Origin of the sequence: Enterococcus sp. DIV0174 (assembly GCF_050529065.1) — a bacterium.
GTDB lineage: Bacteria > Bacillota > Bacilli > Lactobacillales > Enterococcaceae > Enterococcus_B > Enterococcus_B thailandicus.
Genome location: NZ_CP172881.1, coordinates 1,891,977 through 1,909,664, shown reverse-complemented (window position 1 = coordinate 1,909,664; position 17,688 = coordinate 1,891,977). Strand labels below are relative to the sequence as shown.

Here is a 17,688-nt window from a genome sequence, read left to right as displayed (position 1 = left end):
TATAAAAACCGTTAGAAACGTTCGTTTCTAACGGTTTTTTGTTTTTGTGTCAAACTTGTGGTAAAAGTTTTTACTCAGTTAAAGTTAGAAGCAGTTGGGTTAGCTAGGTCTTTTAAATGCGTCTATTTGACACTTCAAAATAGCTAGAATTTATCGGAAAATAGTTCGTATCATCAACAAATAACTAGATGCATTTGAGAAAATAGATACAAAAATAATCCATCCAGCACCAGAAAAATTTATTATTAAAGTTAGGGAGAAAGCATATGTTGACGCATAAAAAAGCTGTACTGGATGATTACCCTAAAGTACTAGAAGTTTGGGGGAAATCAGTTAAAGAAACACATAACTTTTTATCACAAAAAGATTTTGTGTTTTATCAAGAAGCTATACCAAACTACTTGAATGCTGTTGAACTCTTGTTATGGTACGATGATGAACAGTTGCTAGGATTTAGTGGTACACAGGATGAAGAGTTAGCAATGCTATTTCTTAACCCAGAGTTTATGGGAAAAAAATATGGCAGTAAAATTTTAGTTTGGTTATTAGAAAATAAAAACATTCAAAAAATAGATGTCAACGCGCAAAATAAAAACGCTAAAGCATTTTATTTGAAACATGGATTTACAATTGATTCAGAGGACCAAATAGATGGTTTTGGGAAAAATTATCCCATCCTTCATTTAGTTAAGCAGAGCGAGAACGAGAAAGAAGGAGTAGACAAATGAACTATATCTCATTTTTTCGGGGAATTAATGTTGGAAGTAAAAATCGCATTAAGATGGCTGATTTAAGAGTATTATTTAGTGATTTAGGTTATCAAAATGTCAAAACGTATATTCAAAGTGGGAATGTCATTTTTGAGTCAAATAGACCAGAAACAATGATTATGTCTGAACTTGCCAGAGCATTTGTTGAACGATTTGGTTTTGAGAGCAAAATTGTTTTACGAACAGCTGAGGAATTTGCAACTATCTTAGCTGAGTTTCCATTTACAGAAGCTGAAATCCAGAAAATGAATGATCATTTGCCAGAGGTCGAGCACGTGTATTTTTATCTCGGCAATCAAGAAATCGATGCGTCTGCTGTAGCAAAGCTGGCTGAAGAATTTGTAGGGCAAGACAAGGTTTTTGTTGGAAAAAGAGAAATTTATTTCTTGAGTGCGCAGAGTATTCGGAATTCTAAACTGGGAAATAAATTGACAAAACTCGATGATTCTTTTACTGTTCGCAATCGAAAAACCTTAAATAAAATCAGTGAATTATTGACTAGCTGACTTTTTTACGATAAAAAGCAAACAACTAAAGAAAAGAATAATTGAACACGACAAGAGGCAGATCAAGAAGAGATTTTTTTGGTCTACCTCTTGTTCTATTTATTTTAATATATTTTCTCACGTTTTTTAGTTCAGTAGTAGCAAAGCTGATTAATGATAACAGGACTTTGTGAATGTTCTTACTTTTAGACTAAAATTATGCTATCCTAATGATTGTGTATTTAAGAAATTCTCATGAAAAGGAGTTTGTAGGTTGTTCAAAAATTATCGTTTGTTGTTAAAAAAAGAATTTTCAGGGTATGATTTAGCAAAGTTTCAAAAAGATTTGTTGGCAGGTGTAACTGTTGCAGCAGTTGCTTTGCCTCTTGCGTTAGCGTTCGGGGTTTCAAGTGGTGCTGATGCGGCGGCAGGATTGATTACTGCTATTTTAGCTGGTGTCATTATTGGTGGTTTGTCAGGTGGTTTCTATCAAATTTCTGGACCAACTGGGGCAATGGCAGCAATCTTAATGTCCATTGTAGCAACGCAAGGAATCCATGGTGTGTTGCTGGCGACTTTCTTAGCTGGGATTTTCTTGTTGATTGCCGGAATTTTTCGGTTGGGAACATTAACCTCTTTTATTCCGGCGCCGGTAATTACCGGTTTTACGTCAGGAATCGCAATCATTATTGGTTTGGGCCAAGTGGATAATTTATTTGGTGTTCATTCACAAGGCGCGAATGTGATTGAAAAATTAAGCAGTTATCAGACGTTAGGGTTTACGGTTAATTGGAGCGCCTTGTTCATGGGAAGTTTAGTGATTCTGGGAATGGCTTTTTATCCGAAAAGCTGGGCACAAAAAATGCCAAGCTCGCTTTTAGCAATTATTCTTGCGACAGGTGCCATGTTGATTTTTCATTTGCCTGTGGCGACGGTAGGTAAAATTCCACAGACAATAATTAGTAGCAATCGTTTAGTTTTAAGTGATTTTCAGATTGCCGATTTACAACAAGTAGCAGTTCCGGCAGTCAGCATTGCACTTTTAGGAATGGTCGAGAGTTTATTATGCGGGGCGTCAGCTGGAAGAATGGCAAACAAACCATTAGATAGTAATCAAGAATTAGTGGCGCAAGGAATCGGTAACTTGTTATTACCTTTCTTTGGTGGGATTCCTGCGACAGCCGCAATTGCTCGAACGAGTGTTGCGATTAAATCAGGTGCTCAGACACGTCTAGCTGGAATCATTCATGCCGGTGTTCTATTCCTATCTATGCTCGTTTTCGCACCAGTGATGTCTCAAATTCCGATGCCTGCATTGGCGGGTGTTTTGATTGTTACTGCTTGGCGAATGAATGAGTGGGAAACCATCCGCGAGTTGTTTTCAAAAAAATATTGGACTTCTATTCTTCTATTTTTCCTAACAATGATTTGTACGGTTGTTTTTGATTTAAGTATTGCAATCGTCATCGGAATCATTGGCGGGTGCATTTTCTTTGTCATGAAAAGTGCGGCGATTACGATTTCGCTTGAAACAATTGATTGGAAACGAGTGGATTTACCTGAAACTGAAAAATTAAAAGACTGGACAGTTGTTTATATCAGTGGCCCTTTGTTTTTCATGTCATCAGAAAAATTAAAATCAAAATTAGCTGAATTGAGTGACCAAGATGGCATTATCTTTTCGATGCGTGGTGTTCCGAGTATTGACCTGACGGCGCTGTCTGTCTTTGACGAATTTCAAACGAATGCAGACGAAAGAGGCCAACTAGTTATCTATACTTCCCTCCAACCAGAAGTAGAAAAATATATGAAACACTTGTGGCAAGGAGAAAGCACGGAACAACATCAAACCGTAGCACATGCATTGTCTGCATTACATGCACGATATGAAACGAATGAATAAAAGAAATAACTAAACTAAAAAAAGGAAGCCTGAGATTATTCAGAGCTTCCTTTTCTTGTATCGTTGATGAGCGTATCCAGTATTTCCCAGTCTTGCTTAATAAGTGGAGCTAAAGAACGATTGTAAAAAATAGCAGCAGGATGAAACAGGGGAACAATGCGATAAGTTTTCTTTGACCATTCGTAGTGTGTTTTCTGTTTGTTCAATTCTAAAACGGGTCCCACATATAATTGCCCATGATTTTTTGAAACAGTGTGGTCTTTTCCTAGTAAACGTTGTAGGCCGATATTTCCTAAAGTAGCAATTAAATCAGGTTTGATTTTGGCAATTTCATAGTCGAGAATGGGGGCGTGTGCAAACACTTCAGCTTTAGTCGGGGTTCTGTTTGGATAAACGATTTCTTTTTCATGAGTTCGCTTATTTATTCGTTCAACGACACGATAAGGTCGACTGCGAACTGCACTAGTAATGTAGACATCTGCCCTGGTTAAATTCAGTCCTTCAAGGCAGGCCATCAATTCTTTCCCTGCTTGTCCGCTGAAAGGGATATGGTTTTCAACTTCGTTTTTTCCTGGAGCTTCACCAACAAACATTATTTTTGGTTCAAGAGAACCTTGCCCTGCGACAAAACCTTCGACAGGTCGATTATTCATTCGTTGTTTTACTTCTTTCACTAATGTAGTAGGGTAGTTCATGCGTTCATCTACTTTCATTTTTCGTTTGACTCTTTTTTAGTATAAAAGGATAGAGAAAAAAATGCGACTAAAGAGGTTAGAAAAATCAGAAATTTTAGTTGACGGATAGTGTTTATTTTGTTAAGCTAGTAACGTTGTAATTGTGGACTCCACAGCTACAACCGCACAGAATAAGTAGTAAGCACAGCCTGGCTGTCACTTAGGATGGCGAGTCTAAGTATAAAATAAGGAGGTGCTTTATAGCATGTACGCAATTATTAAAACTGGTGGTAAACAAGTAAAAGTTGAAGTTGGTCAAGCAATCTACATCGAAAAACTTGACGTTGAAGCAGGTGAAAAAGTTGTCTTTGACGAAGTTATTTTAGTAGGTGGCGAATCTACAAAAGTAGGCGCTCCAACAGTCAACGGTGCAACTGTTGAAGGAACTGTTGAAAAACACGGCAAACAAAAGAAAGTCGTTACTTTCAAATACAAACCTAAAAAACATTCACACCGCAAACAAGGTCACCGTCAACCATACACAAAAGTGGTTATCGACGCAATCAACGCTTAATTAGTGTTTGAGAAAGAAGGCCTGAATGATGATCAAAGGAACATTTAAGCGAAATGACGCAGGTCAAATCGTTTCATTTACTTTGACAGGGCATGCTGATGCGGGTCCTTATGGAAGTGACATTGTATGTGCAGGTGTTTCTGCATTAGCAATCAGCACAGTCAATGGGATTGCTTCATTAGCTGGTTTTGATCCGATTGTTGACGTGAATGAAGAAGACGGCGGGTATCTTTATACCGAAGTTAGCTCAATCATGACACAGGAACAAACGAATATTGCCGAAATTCTACTGGAAAATCTTTTATTAGGTTTACAATCCATAGAAGCTGAGAATTCAGAATATATCCAAATTAAAACAATTACTGATAAATAGGAGGTGCAGACCATGTTATTATCTATGAATCTTCAATTATTTGCCCACAAAAAAGGTGGCGGTTCTACATCTAACGGCCGTGACTCAGAATCAAAACGTTTAGGTGCTAAACGTGCTGATGGACAAACTGTTACAGGTGGATCAATTCTTTACCGTCAACGCGGTACAAAAATCTATCCAGGTGTAAACGTGGGTATTGGTGGAGACGACACTTTATTTGCTAAAGTTGATGGCGTAGTACGTTTCGAACGTAAAGGCCGCGACAAAAAACAAGTGTCTGTTTATCCAGTAGCTCAAGAAGCTTAATAAACAGTTAGCTCCATCCCTCGCTTGGCGAGGGATGGAGCTTTTTTGTTTTTAAGCAAGTTTGTACAATTTTTTGATGACCTATTAGCTAAGCAATTTTTAAATAAAAAGTACCTAAAGAATGTCGCTAATTTATTTTGCTTCTACTTCAATTTTTGTTTTGAAATATTTCCAATGTTTGTAACTAACGATATACTCCGCAACACTTTTATCTGGTAGGTAAGAATGTTTGACCTGTTTGACAGCAGGCTCTCTAAAACTTAGATTCAACAAACGAAGCAACTCGGGATCATCAGGAAAGACAATTTCATTTGTTTCAACAGATGCTAAGGAAAAAAGATCGATACCGAAATCTAAACGGATTCGTTCGTAGACACTTGTGTAAGTTGATAAGTCATCTGCAAGTGGTTGCTTCATTAGCTTTTTGGGTAAGTGAGTAAGGTGAACCAAGAAAGGCGTTTCATCAAAGTAACGAACGCGTTTGATTTTGTAATAGGTTTCATCGCTAGGTAATTTTAATTCATGCAAAATCGTGGCATCATTTTTTTCTTCGATGGATAATACAGTGACGTGTTCTTTATCAAATGAATTCCGTTCAAGATCTGAGAATTTGACAGTTTCTGCTACTTTTGATCGTGAAATAAAAGTGCCTTTTCCCTGTACTCGATAAAGGTAGCCGGCATTCGTTAGCTCATTGAGTGCTTTAACCGCTGTGATTGAGCTGACGGCATACTTTTGCTTAATCGCAGCTTCTGAATAAAATTTATCACCTGGAACAAATTTATTTGTTTTGATTTCAGTTAGTAAATCTTGTTTGATTTGTTCATACTTTGGAATCATAAAATCACCTTTTTCCGAAATGTTGGTGTAGTGTTATCAATTTTAAGAATAGCATGTTCATTTTTCTTTCGCAATAAAGGGAATAATAGAAAGAACAAATTTGCGGTTGTCAAAATAAAATGAAGAAAGAAGGGAAGTTAGAGCAAGTCATTCATCGTGTTGTGTAGTCTGGTTTACTGAAACAAGTGGTCTTTTTGTCCACAATTGACCGATTGAGAAAAGCGCATTATATAATTAGCAAAAAAGGATTTCATTATGAAGAAACTATATTATTTACGTAAGCAGCATCAGCTAACGATTCGAAAATTAGCTGAACATCTTCACTGTGATTATTCTGTCTATTCAAAATATGAGCGTGGTGAACGGGAAGTTCCGCTATATATTTTGATTGCACTCGCTGATTTTTTTGAGACAAATTTAGATTTTTTGTTAGGGCGCACGGATTTTTCAAAGAAGTTGCCAGAGCCAAGAAGGAAAAAATAATTGAAAGAACAGGTGGAAAGAAAGCGGAACTAAACAGTTTGTAAATTTTGTCTATGGTAAATATTTTAGATACATTGTATGGTGAAGGAAAGTTGGGGGAGTGAATAAGTCACAGGACAAAAGAAGGGCTTTTGATGAAGGTAAAATCAGTGAACCTAAATGGGCATCCGTTGCTTCAAGTATTGTTGTTTGTAGCTGAAGTTTTATTTGGGCTGGTTGCCTGCCTGTTGGTAAGTGTTTGGTTTGGGCGGTTGATGCAAGTGATTATTGGTTATTTTGCGGGTTGGTAAAACATTGTAATGTAAGATCTATGTTAAAAAATATTGTGTGTATGACAAGTATCATTGAATAAAAAGAAATTTGACAGACGTCAGGTTTCTCAGACTGTAGGACAAAGGAAAAATTCTTTGTCCTACAGTTTTTTGTTATAAACTAAGACGATGAAAGAGAAACGTTGCCAACGATTTTGATGAAAACATCATCAATTGAAGCCTTCTGTAGTTTGCGTTATGTATTCAGCTATTCTAAATGACAATTTTTGTTGTTTGTTCTTGCTGGGCACATGTTTATTCGCATCACTGATTGGTGAAAAAGTTCCAAGTGCGGTACTAAATAATACAAGTGAATTGACTGTAAAAAATGATAGTTTTAGTTACTTTTAAAGAAAGTTTTTTTAATGAAAAAAGAACAATAGTGTATAAAAGTAAATACTTGTTTAACAAATGTTTCGTTTATTTTGAAAAAGCATGAGGTAAATAGTTGACGAATCCTCTAGAAATCCATAGTATTATGTTTTGTAGTTAGCTATTTTTAGTTATGTTTGTTCTATAATAGTAAGGAAATAGTGTAGCAGGAAATTTGGAAACACAGGAAGGGGCGTATCAATTGACAAAGCGTATTGACCGAATTTATCTCTATGTCAAAGAAAAAACCGCTCATTTAACAAAAGTAGAAGCAGATCAAGGAGTAACTACTCAAGAAATTGCTGAAATATTAGGAATTCAACGAACAAATAGCAGTAAAGATTTAAACCAGCTAGTTCGTGAAGGAAAATTAGTCAAGTCCGATGGCAGACCAGTCCGTTACATATATCAAAAGGCAGACGAATATCAAAAACCTGTAAGCAAGCACGTGGTTAGTTACAAAGAAGATGTTCTACCAGTTGAAGAACCAATCGTTCATATTGATACAAAAGATATTTTTTCCAAAATTATCGGTGAAAATGGCAGTATGAAAAATGCTGTTGAACAGGCGAAAGCTGCTATTTTATATCCACCTAGAGGATTAAATTGTTTAATTACGGGACCAACTGGTTCTGGAAAAACCTACTTTGCACATGCAATGTTTCATTTTGCCAAAGCAAATCATGTCATTGATGAAGAAAATGAATTGATTGTGTTTAATTGTGCCGATTATGCGAATAATCCAGAATTATTGATGAGTCATCTTTTTGGTTATACCAAAGGAGCATTTACTGGTGCGGCTGAAGAAAAAATGGGGATTATCGACCAGGCAGATGGCGGGATGCTCTTTTTAGATGAAATTCATCGCTTACCACCAGAAGGACAAGAAATGATCTTTTATTTTATGGATCATGGAACTTATAGCCGATTGGGTGAGACGACAAAATCACATGAAGCAAATGTCCGGATCGTTGGCGCAACAACAGAAGACCCAGGTTCTTCTTTATTAGAAACTTTTGTGAGACGAATTCCAATCAACATTCAGTTGCCGTCTTTTGAAAAGCGACCTGCTAATGAAAAAGTCGATTTGGTAAAAATCATGATTGCTCACGAAGCGAATCGAATCCAACGAAAAATTTCTCTGACAGAAGATGTTGCCAAAGCCTTGATTGGTAGCGTTACTTATGGGAATATTGGACAATTGAAATCAAATATCCAATTGATTTGTGCGCGTGGATTCCTGAATCATATGAACTCACCCGAAATTTCGATTACGGTTAGTGATTTAACTGAAGGAATTCGAAGTGGTCTGATCCAATTAGCCAGCAACCGAGTAGCAATGGCAGAGCTATCAAAAATTTTAGAACCGAAGCTAACAATCGTACCAAACGATGATGTGATGAAAATTCAATCAGATTCGTATGAATTACCTTATAACTTATACGATATTATTGGAGATAAAGCGGCTTTGTTGAAATCTGATGGCTTAGATCAAGAAGCAATCAACCATTTTATTTCGACAGATATCAATATTCATTTGAAATCTTTCTATAAAGATCATGGTTTTTCTTTCAATGCTGACAATAAGTTAGCTGAATTTGTTGATCCTAAAGTAATCGAAGTGACACATCAAATTTATAGTATGGTTAAGAACTCTTTACCTTATGAATTTCAACAGAATTTTATTTATGCAATGAGTTTGCATATCAGTTCATTTTTGAAAAAAATCAATTTAGGTGAAGAACGACATACCAATGATAATATTCGAGAAATGACATTTGATTTTCCAGAAGAGTATGCTGTTGCAAAAGAAGTACGTAAATACATTGAAGAATATTTTCAAGTTCGTATTCCGGAAAGTGAAGATTATTATTTGACGGTCTTGTTAGTTTCTTTAAGAGCCAATCAAGCTACTGGCCGAATCGGAGTGGTCGTTGCAGCTCACGGGAATAGCACAGCTAGTAGCATGGTTCAAGTGGTGAAACAACTTTTAGATGTTGATAATGTTCGAGCAGTCGATATGCCGTTGGACATGGATCCTAAAACTGCGCTTAGTCGCATTGAACGAAATGTTCAAGAAGTTGATGAGGGAAGTGGGGTTGTGTTGTTGGTTGATATGGGGTCGTTGGCTTCATTCAATACCCAAATTCAACGAGATACAGGGGTTCCCATTCGAACAGTCGACATGGTGACGACCTCATTAGTCTTAGAAACTGTTCGAAAAGTTTCTGTCCTAGGCACAGACTTAGATACGCTTTATGACTCCTTAAAAAACTTTCGTGGTTACGCGGCCGTTTCTCCTGCACCAGTTATTGAGAAGCCAGTCCAAGAGCAAAAAGCAATTTTAGCTATTTGTGCTTCGGGTGAAGGTACGGCAAAAAGAATCAAAGAATTGATCGAACGTGCGGTAAGTAAGCGACAAGAAGCAGAACTGACGGTTTTAGCTTTGTCCATCGTTGAATTAGAAAAAGAACTACCACGTATTCAAGCAGATTATCAAGTGATTGCTACAACGGGAATCACTGATCCTAAAATTGCAGCGCCATTTATTCCACTAGAACGATTCATTGATCAAAATATCGAATTGATTTTAGATCAACTGTTGCTTGAAGCAGATTTAGAAGAAACACCAGATGTTTCTTTAACCGAGGAAACAGCGAAAGAAACCTGCGTGGAATTTATATCAGACAACTTTACGTTTATTAATGGAAGAAAGCTGATTGATCCTATTTGGGACTTTGCTGAGCATGTGACAGAAAGTATTGGACTGGCTAGTAGGGAATACGGTTTTAAAATCAATTTGGTCATGCACACCGCAGGAATGATCGAACGAATCGTATTAAATGAACCGCTAACTGCTGAGAAAGAAGAGCTGGATGAAACAGTACAAGACCCATTTTATAGGATGCTTCAAAATTTAATTGTTCCATTGGAAGAAAGAGTGAATCTCAAGATTCCTTTAGTTGAAAGCTATTATATTTTGCGCTTAATTCATAATCAGTTGGCCAAGGTGTAACACACTAAATAAACAATACACAAAAAGGATACACTTTTTTAGTGTATCCTTTTTGTGTATTGTTTAAAAAAGCTTAAAGAACCAGTAGTGTATTGTTTGAAAGTTGGCACGCTTCTTGCTTTTATATAAGTGTGCTAGGAATTGGTTGCTTTCACAGAAATGATAGGGGTTTCTGTGAAGTAGTTTGAAAAAAGGAGTTTTGAAGATGGATATTCGATTAGCGCGTATAGATGATCGTTTAATCCACGGACAAGTTGCGACGGCTTGGTCAAAATCGACTGGTGTTGAACGAATCATTGTGGTCAGCGATATGGTGGCAAAAGATGATTTGAGAAAGTTTCTGTTAAAAGAGGCTGCACCGCCAGGAATTCATGCGAACGTTATAACCGTTCAAAAGATGATTCAAGTTTATCAAAGTGGATTATTAGCAAATGCGAAAGTAATGCTGTTGTTCACCAACCCTCAGGATGTAGAAGCAATTGTTCGCTGTGGTGTACAGCTCAGCTCATTAAATATTGGCGGTATGAGTTTTACTGATGGTAAAACAATGATTACTAATTTTGTTTCAGTAAATCAGCGCGATATAGAAGCTTTTAACTATTTGGATAGTCAAAAAGTAGAGTTAGAGATTCGCAAAGTACCCGCAGACAGAAAAGTTCTTTTGATGGAGCTACTAGCAAAAGCAAAAAAGGCATAGTTGGATGTTGTGGTCGGTCAAACAATCTGTTGTAATGGTTAGCAATTATTTTTAATTTTGATTTTTGTTACAACAAAAAGAAATAGGAGGTATAAGTATGGTAGGAATTATCCTAGCAAGTCACGGACAGTTTGCTGAAGGAATCTTACAGTCTGGTTCAATGATCTTTGGCGAACAAGAAAACGTTAAAGCAGTTATTTTGAAACCAAGCGAAGGTCCAGATGACTTGAGAGCCAAGTTAGAAGAGGCTGTTGCTTCTTTTGACAATCAAGACGAAGTGTTATTCTTAGTTGATTTATGGGGTGGTACTCCATTCAATCAAGCAAATACATTGTTTGAAGAACACAAAGACAAATGGGCAATCGTCAGTGGTTTGAACTTGCCAATGTTAATTGAAGCATATGCTTCTCGTTTTTCAATGGAATCTGCGCAAGAAATTGCAGCACATATCATTGAAACTGCAAAAGAAGGTGTGAAGGTTAAACCTGAAGAGTTGGAACCAGAAGAAGCACCAAAAGCTGAAGTACAGCAATCTGCATCTGGAACTCCAGGTAAGTTTAGTTATGTTTTAGCTCGTGTTGATTCACGTTTACTTCATGGACAAGTTGCAACAGCTTGGACAAAGACAACAAACCCAACTCGTATTATTGTTGTTTCTGATGCAGTAGCTAAAGACGAACTTCGTAAAAAATTGATTCAACAAGCTGCTCCTCCAGGTGTAAAAGCTCATGTTGTTCCAATTGAACAAATGATCAAGTTAGCTAAAGATGACCAACACTTTGGTGGACAACGTGCTTTACTTTTATTCGAAAACCCACAAGATGTTTTAAGAGCGGTTGAAGGTGGCGTACCATTAGAAACAGTTAACGTTGGTTCTATGGCTCATTCACCAGGTAAAGTGCAACCAAATAAAGTATTGGCATTTAGTCAAGATGATATTGATACTTTCCGTAAACTTGAAGACGCTGGCGTCAAATTTGATGTACGTAAAGTACCAAATGATTCAAAAGGAAACATGGATGAAATCTTGAAAAAAGCACAAGAAGAACTAAACAAAAAATAATAAACAAGCATAGTTTTAACTATCAGAGAAAAATGGAGGCTTAACATCATGGAATTAAACTTTATTCAAATGATATTAGTCGTTATCGTAGCATTTTTGGCTGGTATGGAAGGAATTCTTGATGAATTTCATTTCCATCAACCAGTAATCGCATGTACGTTAATCGGCTTAGTTACTGGGAACTTAATACCTTGCCTTATTTTAGGTGGTACTTTACAAATGATCGCTCTTGGTTGGGCAAATATCGGCGCTGCTGTAGCTCCCGATGCTGCTTTAGCATCTGTTGCATCTGCAATTATTTTAGTATTAGGTGGTCAAGGAAGAGCTGGGGTTTCTTCAGCTATCGCGATCGCTGTACCTCTAGCTGTAGCTGGTCTATTATTAACAATTATCTGTCGTACAATCGCAACGGCTTTCGTTCACTTGATGGATGCTGCTGCTAAAGAAGGTAACTTCAGAAAAGTTGAATTATGGCATATTGTAGCAATTTGTATGCAAGGTATTCGTATTGCGATTCCAGCTGCTTTGATCTTGGCAATCGGTGAAGGTCCTGTGAAAGGCTTACTTGAATCTATGCCAGTTTGGTTAACAGACGGTTTAGCAATCGGTGGTGGTATGGTTGTAGCTGTAGGTTATGCAATGGTTATCAACATGATGGCTACAAAAGAAGTATGGCCATTCTTTGCAATTGGTTTCGTATTGGCAACTGTTTCTGAAATTACTCTTATCGGACTTGGTGCAATCGGTGTAGCTCTTGCTCTTATCTACTTAGCCCTTTCTAAACAAGGCGGCGGTTCAGGTAACGGCGGTGGCTCAAATACTGGTGACCCACTAGGCGATATCATAGATAACTACTAAAGGAGGCGTACACGAAAATGGCAGAAGAAAGAATTCAATTATCGAAAAAAGATCGTATTTCTGTTTGGTGGCGTTCAACTTTCATCCAAGGATCATGGAACTACGAACGTATGCAAAATGGTGGCTGGGCTTTCTCAATGATTCCAGCAATCAAAAAATTATATAAAACAAAAGAAGACCGTGCAGCTGCACTAGAACGTCACTTGGAGTTCTTTAATACTCACCCATATGTAGCTTCACCAATTCTAGGGGTTACATTGGCACTTGAAGAAGAACGTGCAAATGGTGCACCTGTTGACGATGTAACAATTCAAGGGGTTAAGGTTGGTATGATGGGACCTTTAGCTGGTATCGGAGATCCAGTTTTCTGGTTCACAGTGAAACCAATCCTTGGCGCATTAGCAGCTTCTCTTGCAATGAGTGGTAATATCTTAGGTCCAATCATCTATTTCTTAGGTTGGAATATTATTCGTATGGCTTTCATGTGGTACACACAGGAATTCGGCTACAAAGCTGGTTCAAAAATCACGGAAGATTTATCTGGTGGATTACTACAAGACATCACTAAAGGTGCTTCAATTCTGGGGATGTTTATCTTGGGTTCATTAGTTAACCGTTGGGTATCAATCAGCTTTGCGCCTACAGTATCTACAGTAAAACTTGATAAAGGTGCATACATCGAGTGGGACAAATTACCTGCTGGTGCTGAAGGAATTAAATCTGCTTTGGAACAACAAGCAGCAGGTTTATCTTTAACTTCTTCTAAAGTTACTACATTACAAGACAACTTAGACAGCTTGATCCCTGGTCTTGCTGCACTATGTTTAACATTGTTCTGTATGTGGTTACTTAAGAAAAAAGTATCACCTATCATCATTATCCTTGGATTATTCGTGGTTGGTATTGTCTTCCACTTAATCGGATTGATGTAAAAATTATAATCAGATAGTCTGAGCTCATTTTGAGCTTCAGACTATTTTTTTTAGGGAGGTAGCGTTGATATTTACGAAATTACTTTTGTAGATGAAATATGGATAATAAGAGTCCTGACCAACCCTCCTTTCAACTAGTAACGGAAAAAGAAATCAGTGAATTTTTAGATAATTTCACCAAATTTTTCTAGAAAAATTGATAAGTTAAGTGATTTCATCCTGCATTGCTTTATTTTTTAGAAATGTCTATAATTGTAATGATACTGACGAGCATTTTGTTCTGTTGGAACAGAGAATAACTTGAATGGAGTTAATATTAGCATGGTACAATCAATCAATACAAAAGTCGATTTAACAGTCAATGCTACTTCTTATTTAGGAATTACTGAATATGGGAAAATCATGATTGGTGATAAAGGGTTTGAATTTTATAATGAAAGAGATGCACGTAAGTTTGTTCAAATCCCTTGGGAAGAAGTTGATTACGTGATTGCTTCTGTAATGTTTAAGGGTAAATGGATACCTCGGTATGCTATTCAAACAAAAAGAAATGGTACGTACTCTTTTTCATCAAAAAAACCAAAAGTCGTTTTAAGAGCAGTCCGTAATTATGTTGATCCTGATCACATGGTCAAATCTTTGAGTCTCTTTGATGTTGTTAAGAGAGGCGTTCGCAATATCTTTAAACGTAAATAAAAAAGAACGAGTGATTTTTCTGTTAGGAAAAGTTACTCGTTCTTTTTCTGTTTTGTTCTTGGAGTAAAATTCAATCATTTGCTCGTAAGAAAATCATTATGATAAAATTATCTTGTAAAGAAGGGGGTTAGATTATGGGTTGGTTATGGACACTAATCGTTGGCGCAATTATTGGAGCAATTGCTGGCGCCATCACAAACAGAGGAAATTCAATGGGCTGCATTACAAATATCATCGCAGGATTGATTGGTTCAAGTATTGGTCAAGCGATTTTTGGCGACTGGGGACCAAGTGCTGCAGGCATGGCGATTGTGCCTTCAATTTTAGGCGCAGTTATTTTAGTTGCAGTTGTTTCATTTTTCTTTGGGAAAAAAGCATAAGTTTTTAAATAGAAAAAGCAATGATTCGATTGTTTTTTGTTGGAAAAGAATTTGTTTGGCGTTTGCTGAACAAATTCTTTTTTCTTTTTGCTGAGGAAAGAAAGTTAACAAATTTTTTTCATTCATATTCATACGAGAAACAACAATAATTTGCTATAATAGAAAAAAGAAAGTAAAGAAAGAAGGATTTTATTGATGATGGTACGTGTTGAAAAACTACGCAAAAAAATGCAAGAAGAAAATTTGGATTCATTTTTAGTTACAAGTCCCTATAACCTTCGTTACTTGACCAATTTCACAGGTACTACTGGTTTAGCAGTTATCACGTTGGACAAAGCATTCTTTATTACAGATTTCCGTTACACAGAACAAGCTGCTAATCAAGCACAAGGTTTTGAAATTATTAAAAACGTTGGCCCGATTTTTGATGAAGTAGCTGATTTAGTGAAAAGAGAAAACTTAAATGCTTTAGCGTTCGAAGAAACAACGGTATCCTTCTTAGAATATTCTGTGTTAGAAGAAATTATCAATGCAGAATTGATCCCAGTTAGTGGAATGATTGAAGAGTTACGCGAAGTAAAAGACGAAGAAGAAATCGCGATTATTGAAAAAGCATGTAGCATTGCTGATATGGCTTATGACCATATTCTAAAAATGATTCGACCAGGAATGACTGAAATCGAAGTAGCAAATCAGGTTGATTTCTACATGCGTTCGTTAGGTGCAACGAGCGTTTCGTTTGATACGATTGTTGCCAGTGGGTTACGTTCAGCCATGCCTCATGGTGTAGCGAGTGAAAAAGTAATCGAGCAAGGTGACTTGATTACGTTGGACTTTGGTTGTTATTATCAAGGATATGTTTCTGATATGACTCGGACGTTTGCTATTGGTGATCCTGGTGAAAAGTTAAAAGAAATCTATCAAATCGTGTTAGATGCACAGCTTGCTGTCTTAGATGCAGCAAAACCTGGGCTTACAGGTATTCAACTAGATGCGGTAGCACGTGACTATATTACAAAATATGGGTACGGTGAAGCGTTCGGTCATTCGACTGGACATGGTATCGGGTTAGAAATTCATGAAGGTCCAAATGTTTCTTCTCGTGCAGAAAAACAATTTGTTCCTGGAAATGTTATCACTGATGAGCCTGGAATTTACTTGCCAGGAATTGGTGGCGTTCGAATTGAAGATGATTTATTAATTACAAAAGAGGGAAATCGTGTGCTGACTCACTCACCAAAAGAATTGATTATTCTATAGTTTCACCCGATGTTTAAAAATTTCTTTTCCTGCTTGGCACACCGACTTTTGTTATAGAAAATAGCTAGATTTAGTGATACACTATAGAAGGACTTTTACGCATGTAGAAGATAGCAGAGCTGGGAGTTTTTCTCCGTAAAGAATTAGGAGGCTATTTATGATTTCTGTAAATGATTTCAAAACAGGACTAACAATTGAAGTGGATGGCGGGATTTGGCGAGTGATTGAATTCCAACATGTTAAGCCAGGAAAAGGTGCTGCATTTGTTCGTTCAAAATTAAAAAACTTGCGTACAGGCGGCGTACAGGAAAAAACTTTTCGTGCTGGAGAAAAAGTAGCAAAAGCTCAAATCAGTAATCGAAAAATGCAATATCTTTATGAAAGTGCAGGAAGCCATGTTTTCATGGATTTAGAAACCTATGAACAAATTGAAATTCCTGAAGAACAGATTAAAGATGAATTGAAGTATATTTTAGAAAACATGGAAGTTAACATTATCATGTATGACACAGAAATTTTAGGTCTTGAGTTACCCAATACAGTTATTCTCGAGGTTGCTGAAACGGATCCGAACATCAAAGGAGATACATCTTCTGGCGGAACGAAACCAGCAATTATGGAAACTGGGTTAACGGTTAATGTACCTTTCTTTGTGAACCAAGGAGATAAACTGATTGTTAATACCGGAGACGGTTCATATGTATCTCGTGCTTAGGTAAAAGGAGGAAGAAAAATGGCAGAAGAAAAAAATCTTGTCTTAAACGCAAATCAAGATTTAGGAGAAATTGTTATTGCTCCTGAAGTTATTGAAGTAATTATTGGAATTGCAGCTTCTAAAGTAGAAGGTGTATATGGCATGCGTGGTACTTTTGCTAGCAATGTAACTGAACTATTAGGTCGCGCAGCTCATGGTAAAGGTGTCTATCTTGCGAATGAAGAAGATGGCTTAAAAGTAGATATTTATTGCTATTTAGAATACGGAGTATCGGTTCCCAAAGTGGCAATGGAGATGCAAGAACGTGTTGTCCAACAAGTTTTATTTATGACAGACGTGGCTTTAGCTGAAGTGAATATTCACGTGGTAGCAGTGGTACCTGAAAAATTAGAACAACCCGCACTGGAAGAACTTTTTGAAGACGATGAGGACGAAAATGAATAAAGAAATATCAAGACATAAGATTCGTGAAATGGCGTTGCAAGCACTATTTCCACTAGATTTCAATGCAGATTTAACAAAAGAAGATGCAATCATGCATGCAATTGAGTTAGATCAGCGTGAATTGATTAATGAGGAAGAATCAGAATTTGTTCCGGTTTATCTGGACACACTAGTTGGTGGTGTGTGTGCGAAAAAAGATGAATTAGATCAAATGATTGAAAAACATTTAAAAAATAATTGGCGTATCAATCGAATTTCAAAAATGGATTTAGTTATCTTGCGCATTGCAATCTTTGAAATGAAATATGTGGCCGATGTTCCAGCTCCAGTTGCTTTAAATGAAGCAATCGAGTTAACGAAAACATTTAGTGATGATCGTTCACGCAAATTTGTGAACGGCGTATTATCCAATATTTTAAATGAAATGGAAGCTGGGGCATAGGCCCTAGCTTTTTTTTGAGAAATAAAAATCATTGTTATTGGGTAATCAAATTCTATGGTAGAATAAAAAGACAAAAAGTTCAGGGAGTGGTTCT

The 17,688-nt window shown here is 36.8% G+C and carries 21 protein-coding genes and 1 other annotated feature; of the genes, 19 read left to right on the top strand and 2 right to left on the bottom strand.

Annotation, left to right across the window (positions count from 1 at the left end):
- The first annotated feature begins 266 nt into the window (after nt 1-266).
- The 3 genes from IGJ93_RS09090 to IGJ93_RS09080 all read left to right on the top strand — a co-directional run bounded on the left by IGJ93_RS09090 (nt 267) and on the right by IGJ93_RS09080 (nt 3,158).
- On the top strand, nt 267-728 hold the full coding sequence (locus tag IGJ93_RS09090; protein WP_067480460.1) for a GNAT family N-acetyltransferase: 462 nt from the start codon (nt 267-269) through the stop codon (nt 726-728).
- A complete protein-coding gene (locus IGJ93_RS09085) occupies nt 725-1,276 on the top strand; it encodes a DUF1697 domain-containing protein (protein ID WP_067480463.1) in 552 nt (183 codons plus the stop codon). The genes IGJ93_RS09090 and IGJ93_RS09085 overlap by 4 nt, the downstream gene beginning before the upstream one ends.
- A 253-nt stretch (nt 1,277-1,529) precedes the next feature.
- Nucleotides 1,530-3,158: a SulP family inorganic anion transporter gene (locus IGJ93_RS09080; RefSeq protein WP_270344774.1), complete on the top strand. Its 1,629-nt coding sequence runs from the start codon at nt 1,530-1,532 to the stop codon at nt 3,156-3,158.
- Nucleotides 3,159-3,193: 35 nt separating this feature from the next.
- On the opposite strand, the gene IGJ93_RS09075 is transcribed toward IGJ93_RS09080, so the two are convergent.
- Nucleotides 3,194-3,853, bottom strand: coding sequence for a uracil-DNA glycosylase (locus tag IGJ93_RS09075; protein ID WP_270344788.1), 660 nt, complete (start codon nt 3,851-3,853; stop codon nt 3,194-3,196).
- 149 nt (nt 3,854-4,002) lie between these two features.
- Nucleotides 4,003-4,078 (top strand) — a sequence feature (ribosomal protein L21 leader region).
- Between the two features lie 19 nt (nt 4,079-4,097).
- On the opposite strand from IGJ93_RS09075, the gene rplU reads away from it, so the two are divergent.
- Genes rplU through rpmA form a run of 3 tightly spaced genes read left to right on the top strand, consistent with a single transcriptional unit; the run spans nt 4,098 to nt 5,085 of the window.
- Entirely contained in the window at nt 4,098-4,406 is a 309-nt protein-coding gene (rplU, locus tag IGJ93_RS09070) for a 50S ribosomal protein L21 (RefSeq protein ID WP_067480469.1), read from the top strand.
- 28 nt (nt 4,407-4,434) lie between these two features.
- Nucleotides 4,435-4,779 carry a ribosomal-processing cysteine protease Prp gene (locus tag IGJ93_RS09065; RefSeq protein WP_067480472.1) on the top strand — a complete coding sequence of 115 codons (345 nt, stop codon included), beginning with the start codon at nt 4,435-4,437 and terminating at the stop codon, nt 4,777-4,779.
- Nucleotides 4,780-4,791: 12 nt separating this feature from the next.
- Nucleotides 4,792-5,085 (top strand): 50S ribosomal protein L27, encoded by a 294-nt coding sequence (rpmA, locus tag IGJ93_RS09060; protein WP_010751514.1) that lies wholly within the window; start codon nt 4,792-4,794, stop codon nt 5,083-5,085.
- Between the two features lie 132 nt (nt 5,086-5,217).
- Here the strand turns inward: rpmA and IGJ93_RS09055 are convergent, their stop codons facing one another.
- Nucleotides 5,218-5,925 (bottom strand): GntR family transcriptional regulator, encoded by a 708-nt coding sequence (locus IGJ93_RS09055; RefSeq protein WP_071868197.1) that lies wholly within the window; start codon nt 5,923-5,925, stop codon nt 5,218-5,220.
- Between the two features lie 255 nt (nt 5,926-6,180).
- On the opposite strand from IGJ93_RS09055, the gene IGJ93_RS09050 reads away from it, so the two are divergent.
- The 13 genes from IGJ93_RS09050 (at nt 6,181) to nusB (ending at nt 17,594) form a co-directional block, all read left to right on the top strand.
- Nucleotides 6,181-6,408, top strand: coding sequence for a helix-turn-helix domain-containing protein (locus tag IGJ93_RS09050; protein WP_067480478.1), 228 nt, complete (start codon nt 6,181-6,183; stop codon nt 6,406-6,408).
- Between the two features lie 134 nt (nt 6,409-6,542).
- Complete coding sequence (locus IGJ93_RS09045; RefSeq protein ID WP_157495812.1) at nt 6,543-6,698, top strand: hypothetical protein; 156 nt, start codon at nt 6,543-6,545, stop codon at nt 6,696-6,698.
- Nucleotides 6,699-7,293: 595 nt separating this feature from the next.
- On the top strand, nt 7,294-10,107 hold the full coding sequence (locus IGJ93_RS09040) for a sigma 54-interacting transcriptional regulator (RefSeq protein WP_067481324.1): 2,814 nt from the start codon (nt 7,294-7,296) through the stop codon (nt 10,105-10,107).
- Nucleotides 10,108-10,312: 205 nt separating this feature from the next.
- Complete coding sequence (locus tag IGJ93_RS09035; RefSeq protein WP_067480482.1) at nt 10,313-10,804, top strand: mannose/fructose/sorbose PTS transporter subunit IIB; 492 nt, start codon at nt 10,313-10,315, stop codon at nt 10,802-10,804.
- A 97-nt stretch (nt 10,805-10,901) separates the two neighbouring features.
- Nucleotides 10,902-11,867 (top strand): mannose/fructose/sorbose PTS transporter subunit IIA, encoded by a 966-nt coding sequence (locus tag IGJ93_RS09030; protein WP_067480484.1) that lies wholly within the window; start codon nt 10,902-10,904, stop codon nt 11,865-11,867.
- Nucleotides 11,868-11,915: 48 nt separating this feature from the next.
- Nucleotides 11,916-12,725, top strand: coding sequence for a PTS mannose/fructose/sorbose transporter subunit IIC (locus IGJ93_RS09025; protein WP_067480487.1), 810 nt, complete (start codon nt 11,916-11,918; stop codon nt 12,723-12,725).
- A 17-nt stretch (nt 12,726-12,742) separates the two neighbouring features.
- The gene (locus IGJ93_RS09020) at nt 12,743-13,657 is read left to right on the top strand and encodes a PTS system mannose/fructose/sorbose family transporter subunit IID (RefSeq protein ID WP_067480490.1); all 915 of its coding nucleotides are present in this window, start codon (nt 12,743-12,745) and stop codon (nt 13,655-13,657) included.
- A 321-nt stretch (nt 13,658-13,978) separates the two neighbouring features.
- On the top strand, nt 13,979-14,353 hold the full coding sequence (locus IGJ93_RS09015) for a DUF956 family protein (RefSeq protein WP_067480493.1): 375 nt from the start codon (nt 13,979-13,981) through the stop codon (nt 14,351-14,353).
- 134 nt (nt 14,354-14,487) lie between these two features.
- Nucleotides 14,488-14,733 carry a GlsB/YeaQ/YmgE family stress response membrane protein gene (locus tag IGJ93_RS09010; protein WP_067480496.1) on the top strand — a complete coding sequence of 82 codons (246 nt, stop codon included), beginning with the start codon at nt 14,488-14,490 and terminating at the stop codon, nt 14,731-14,733.
- Between the two features lie 195 nt (nt 14,734-14,928).
- On the top strand, nt 14,929-15,993 hold the full coding sequence (locus IGJ93_RS09005) for a M24 family metallopeptidase (RefSeq protein ID WP_071868203.1): 1,065 nt from the start codon (nt 14,929-14,931) through the stop codon (nt 15,991-15,993).
- 157 nt (nt 15,994-16,150) lie between these two features.
- Nucleotides 16,151-16,708 (top strand): elongation factor P, encoded by a 558-nt coding sequence (efp, locus tag IGJ93_RS09000; RefSeq protein ID WP_067480502.1) that lies wholly within the window; start codon nt 16,151-16,153, stop codon nt 16,706-16,708.
- Nucleotides 16,709-16,726: 18 nt separating this feature from the next.
- Nucleotides 16,727-17,152: an Asp23/Gls24 family envelope stress response protein gene (locus IGJ93_RS08995; RefSeq protein WP_071868204.1), complete on the top strand. Its 426-nt coding sequence runs from the start codon at nt 16,727-16,729 to the stop codon at nt 17,150-17,152.
- A complete protein-coding gene (gene nusB / locus IGJ93_RS08990) occupies nt 17,145-17,594 on the top strand; it encodes a transcription antitermination factor NusB (protein WP_067480507.1) in 450 nt (149 codons plus the stop codon). Before IGJ93_RS08995 ends, nusB begins: the two co-directional genes overlap by 8 nt.
- Nucleotides 17,595-17,688: the final 94 nt, after the last annotated feature.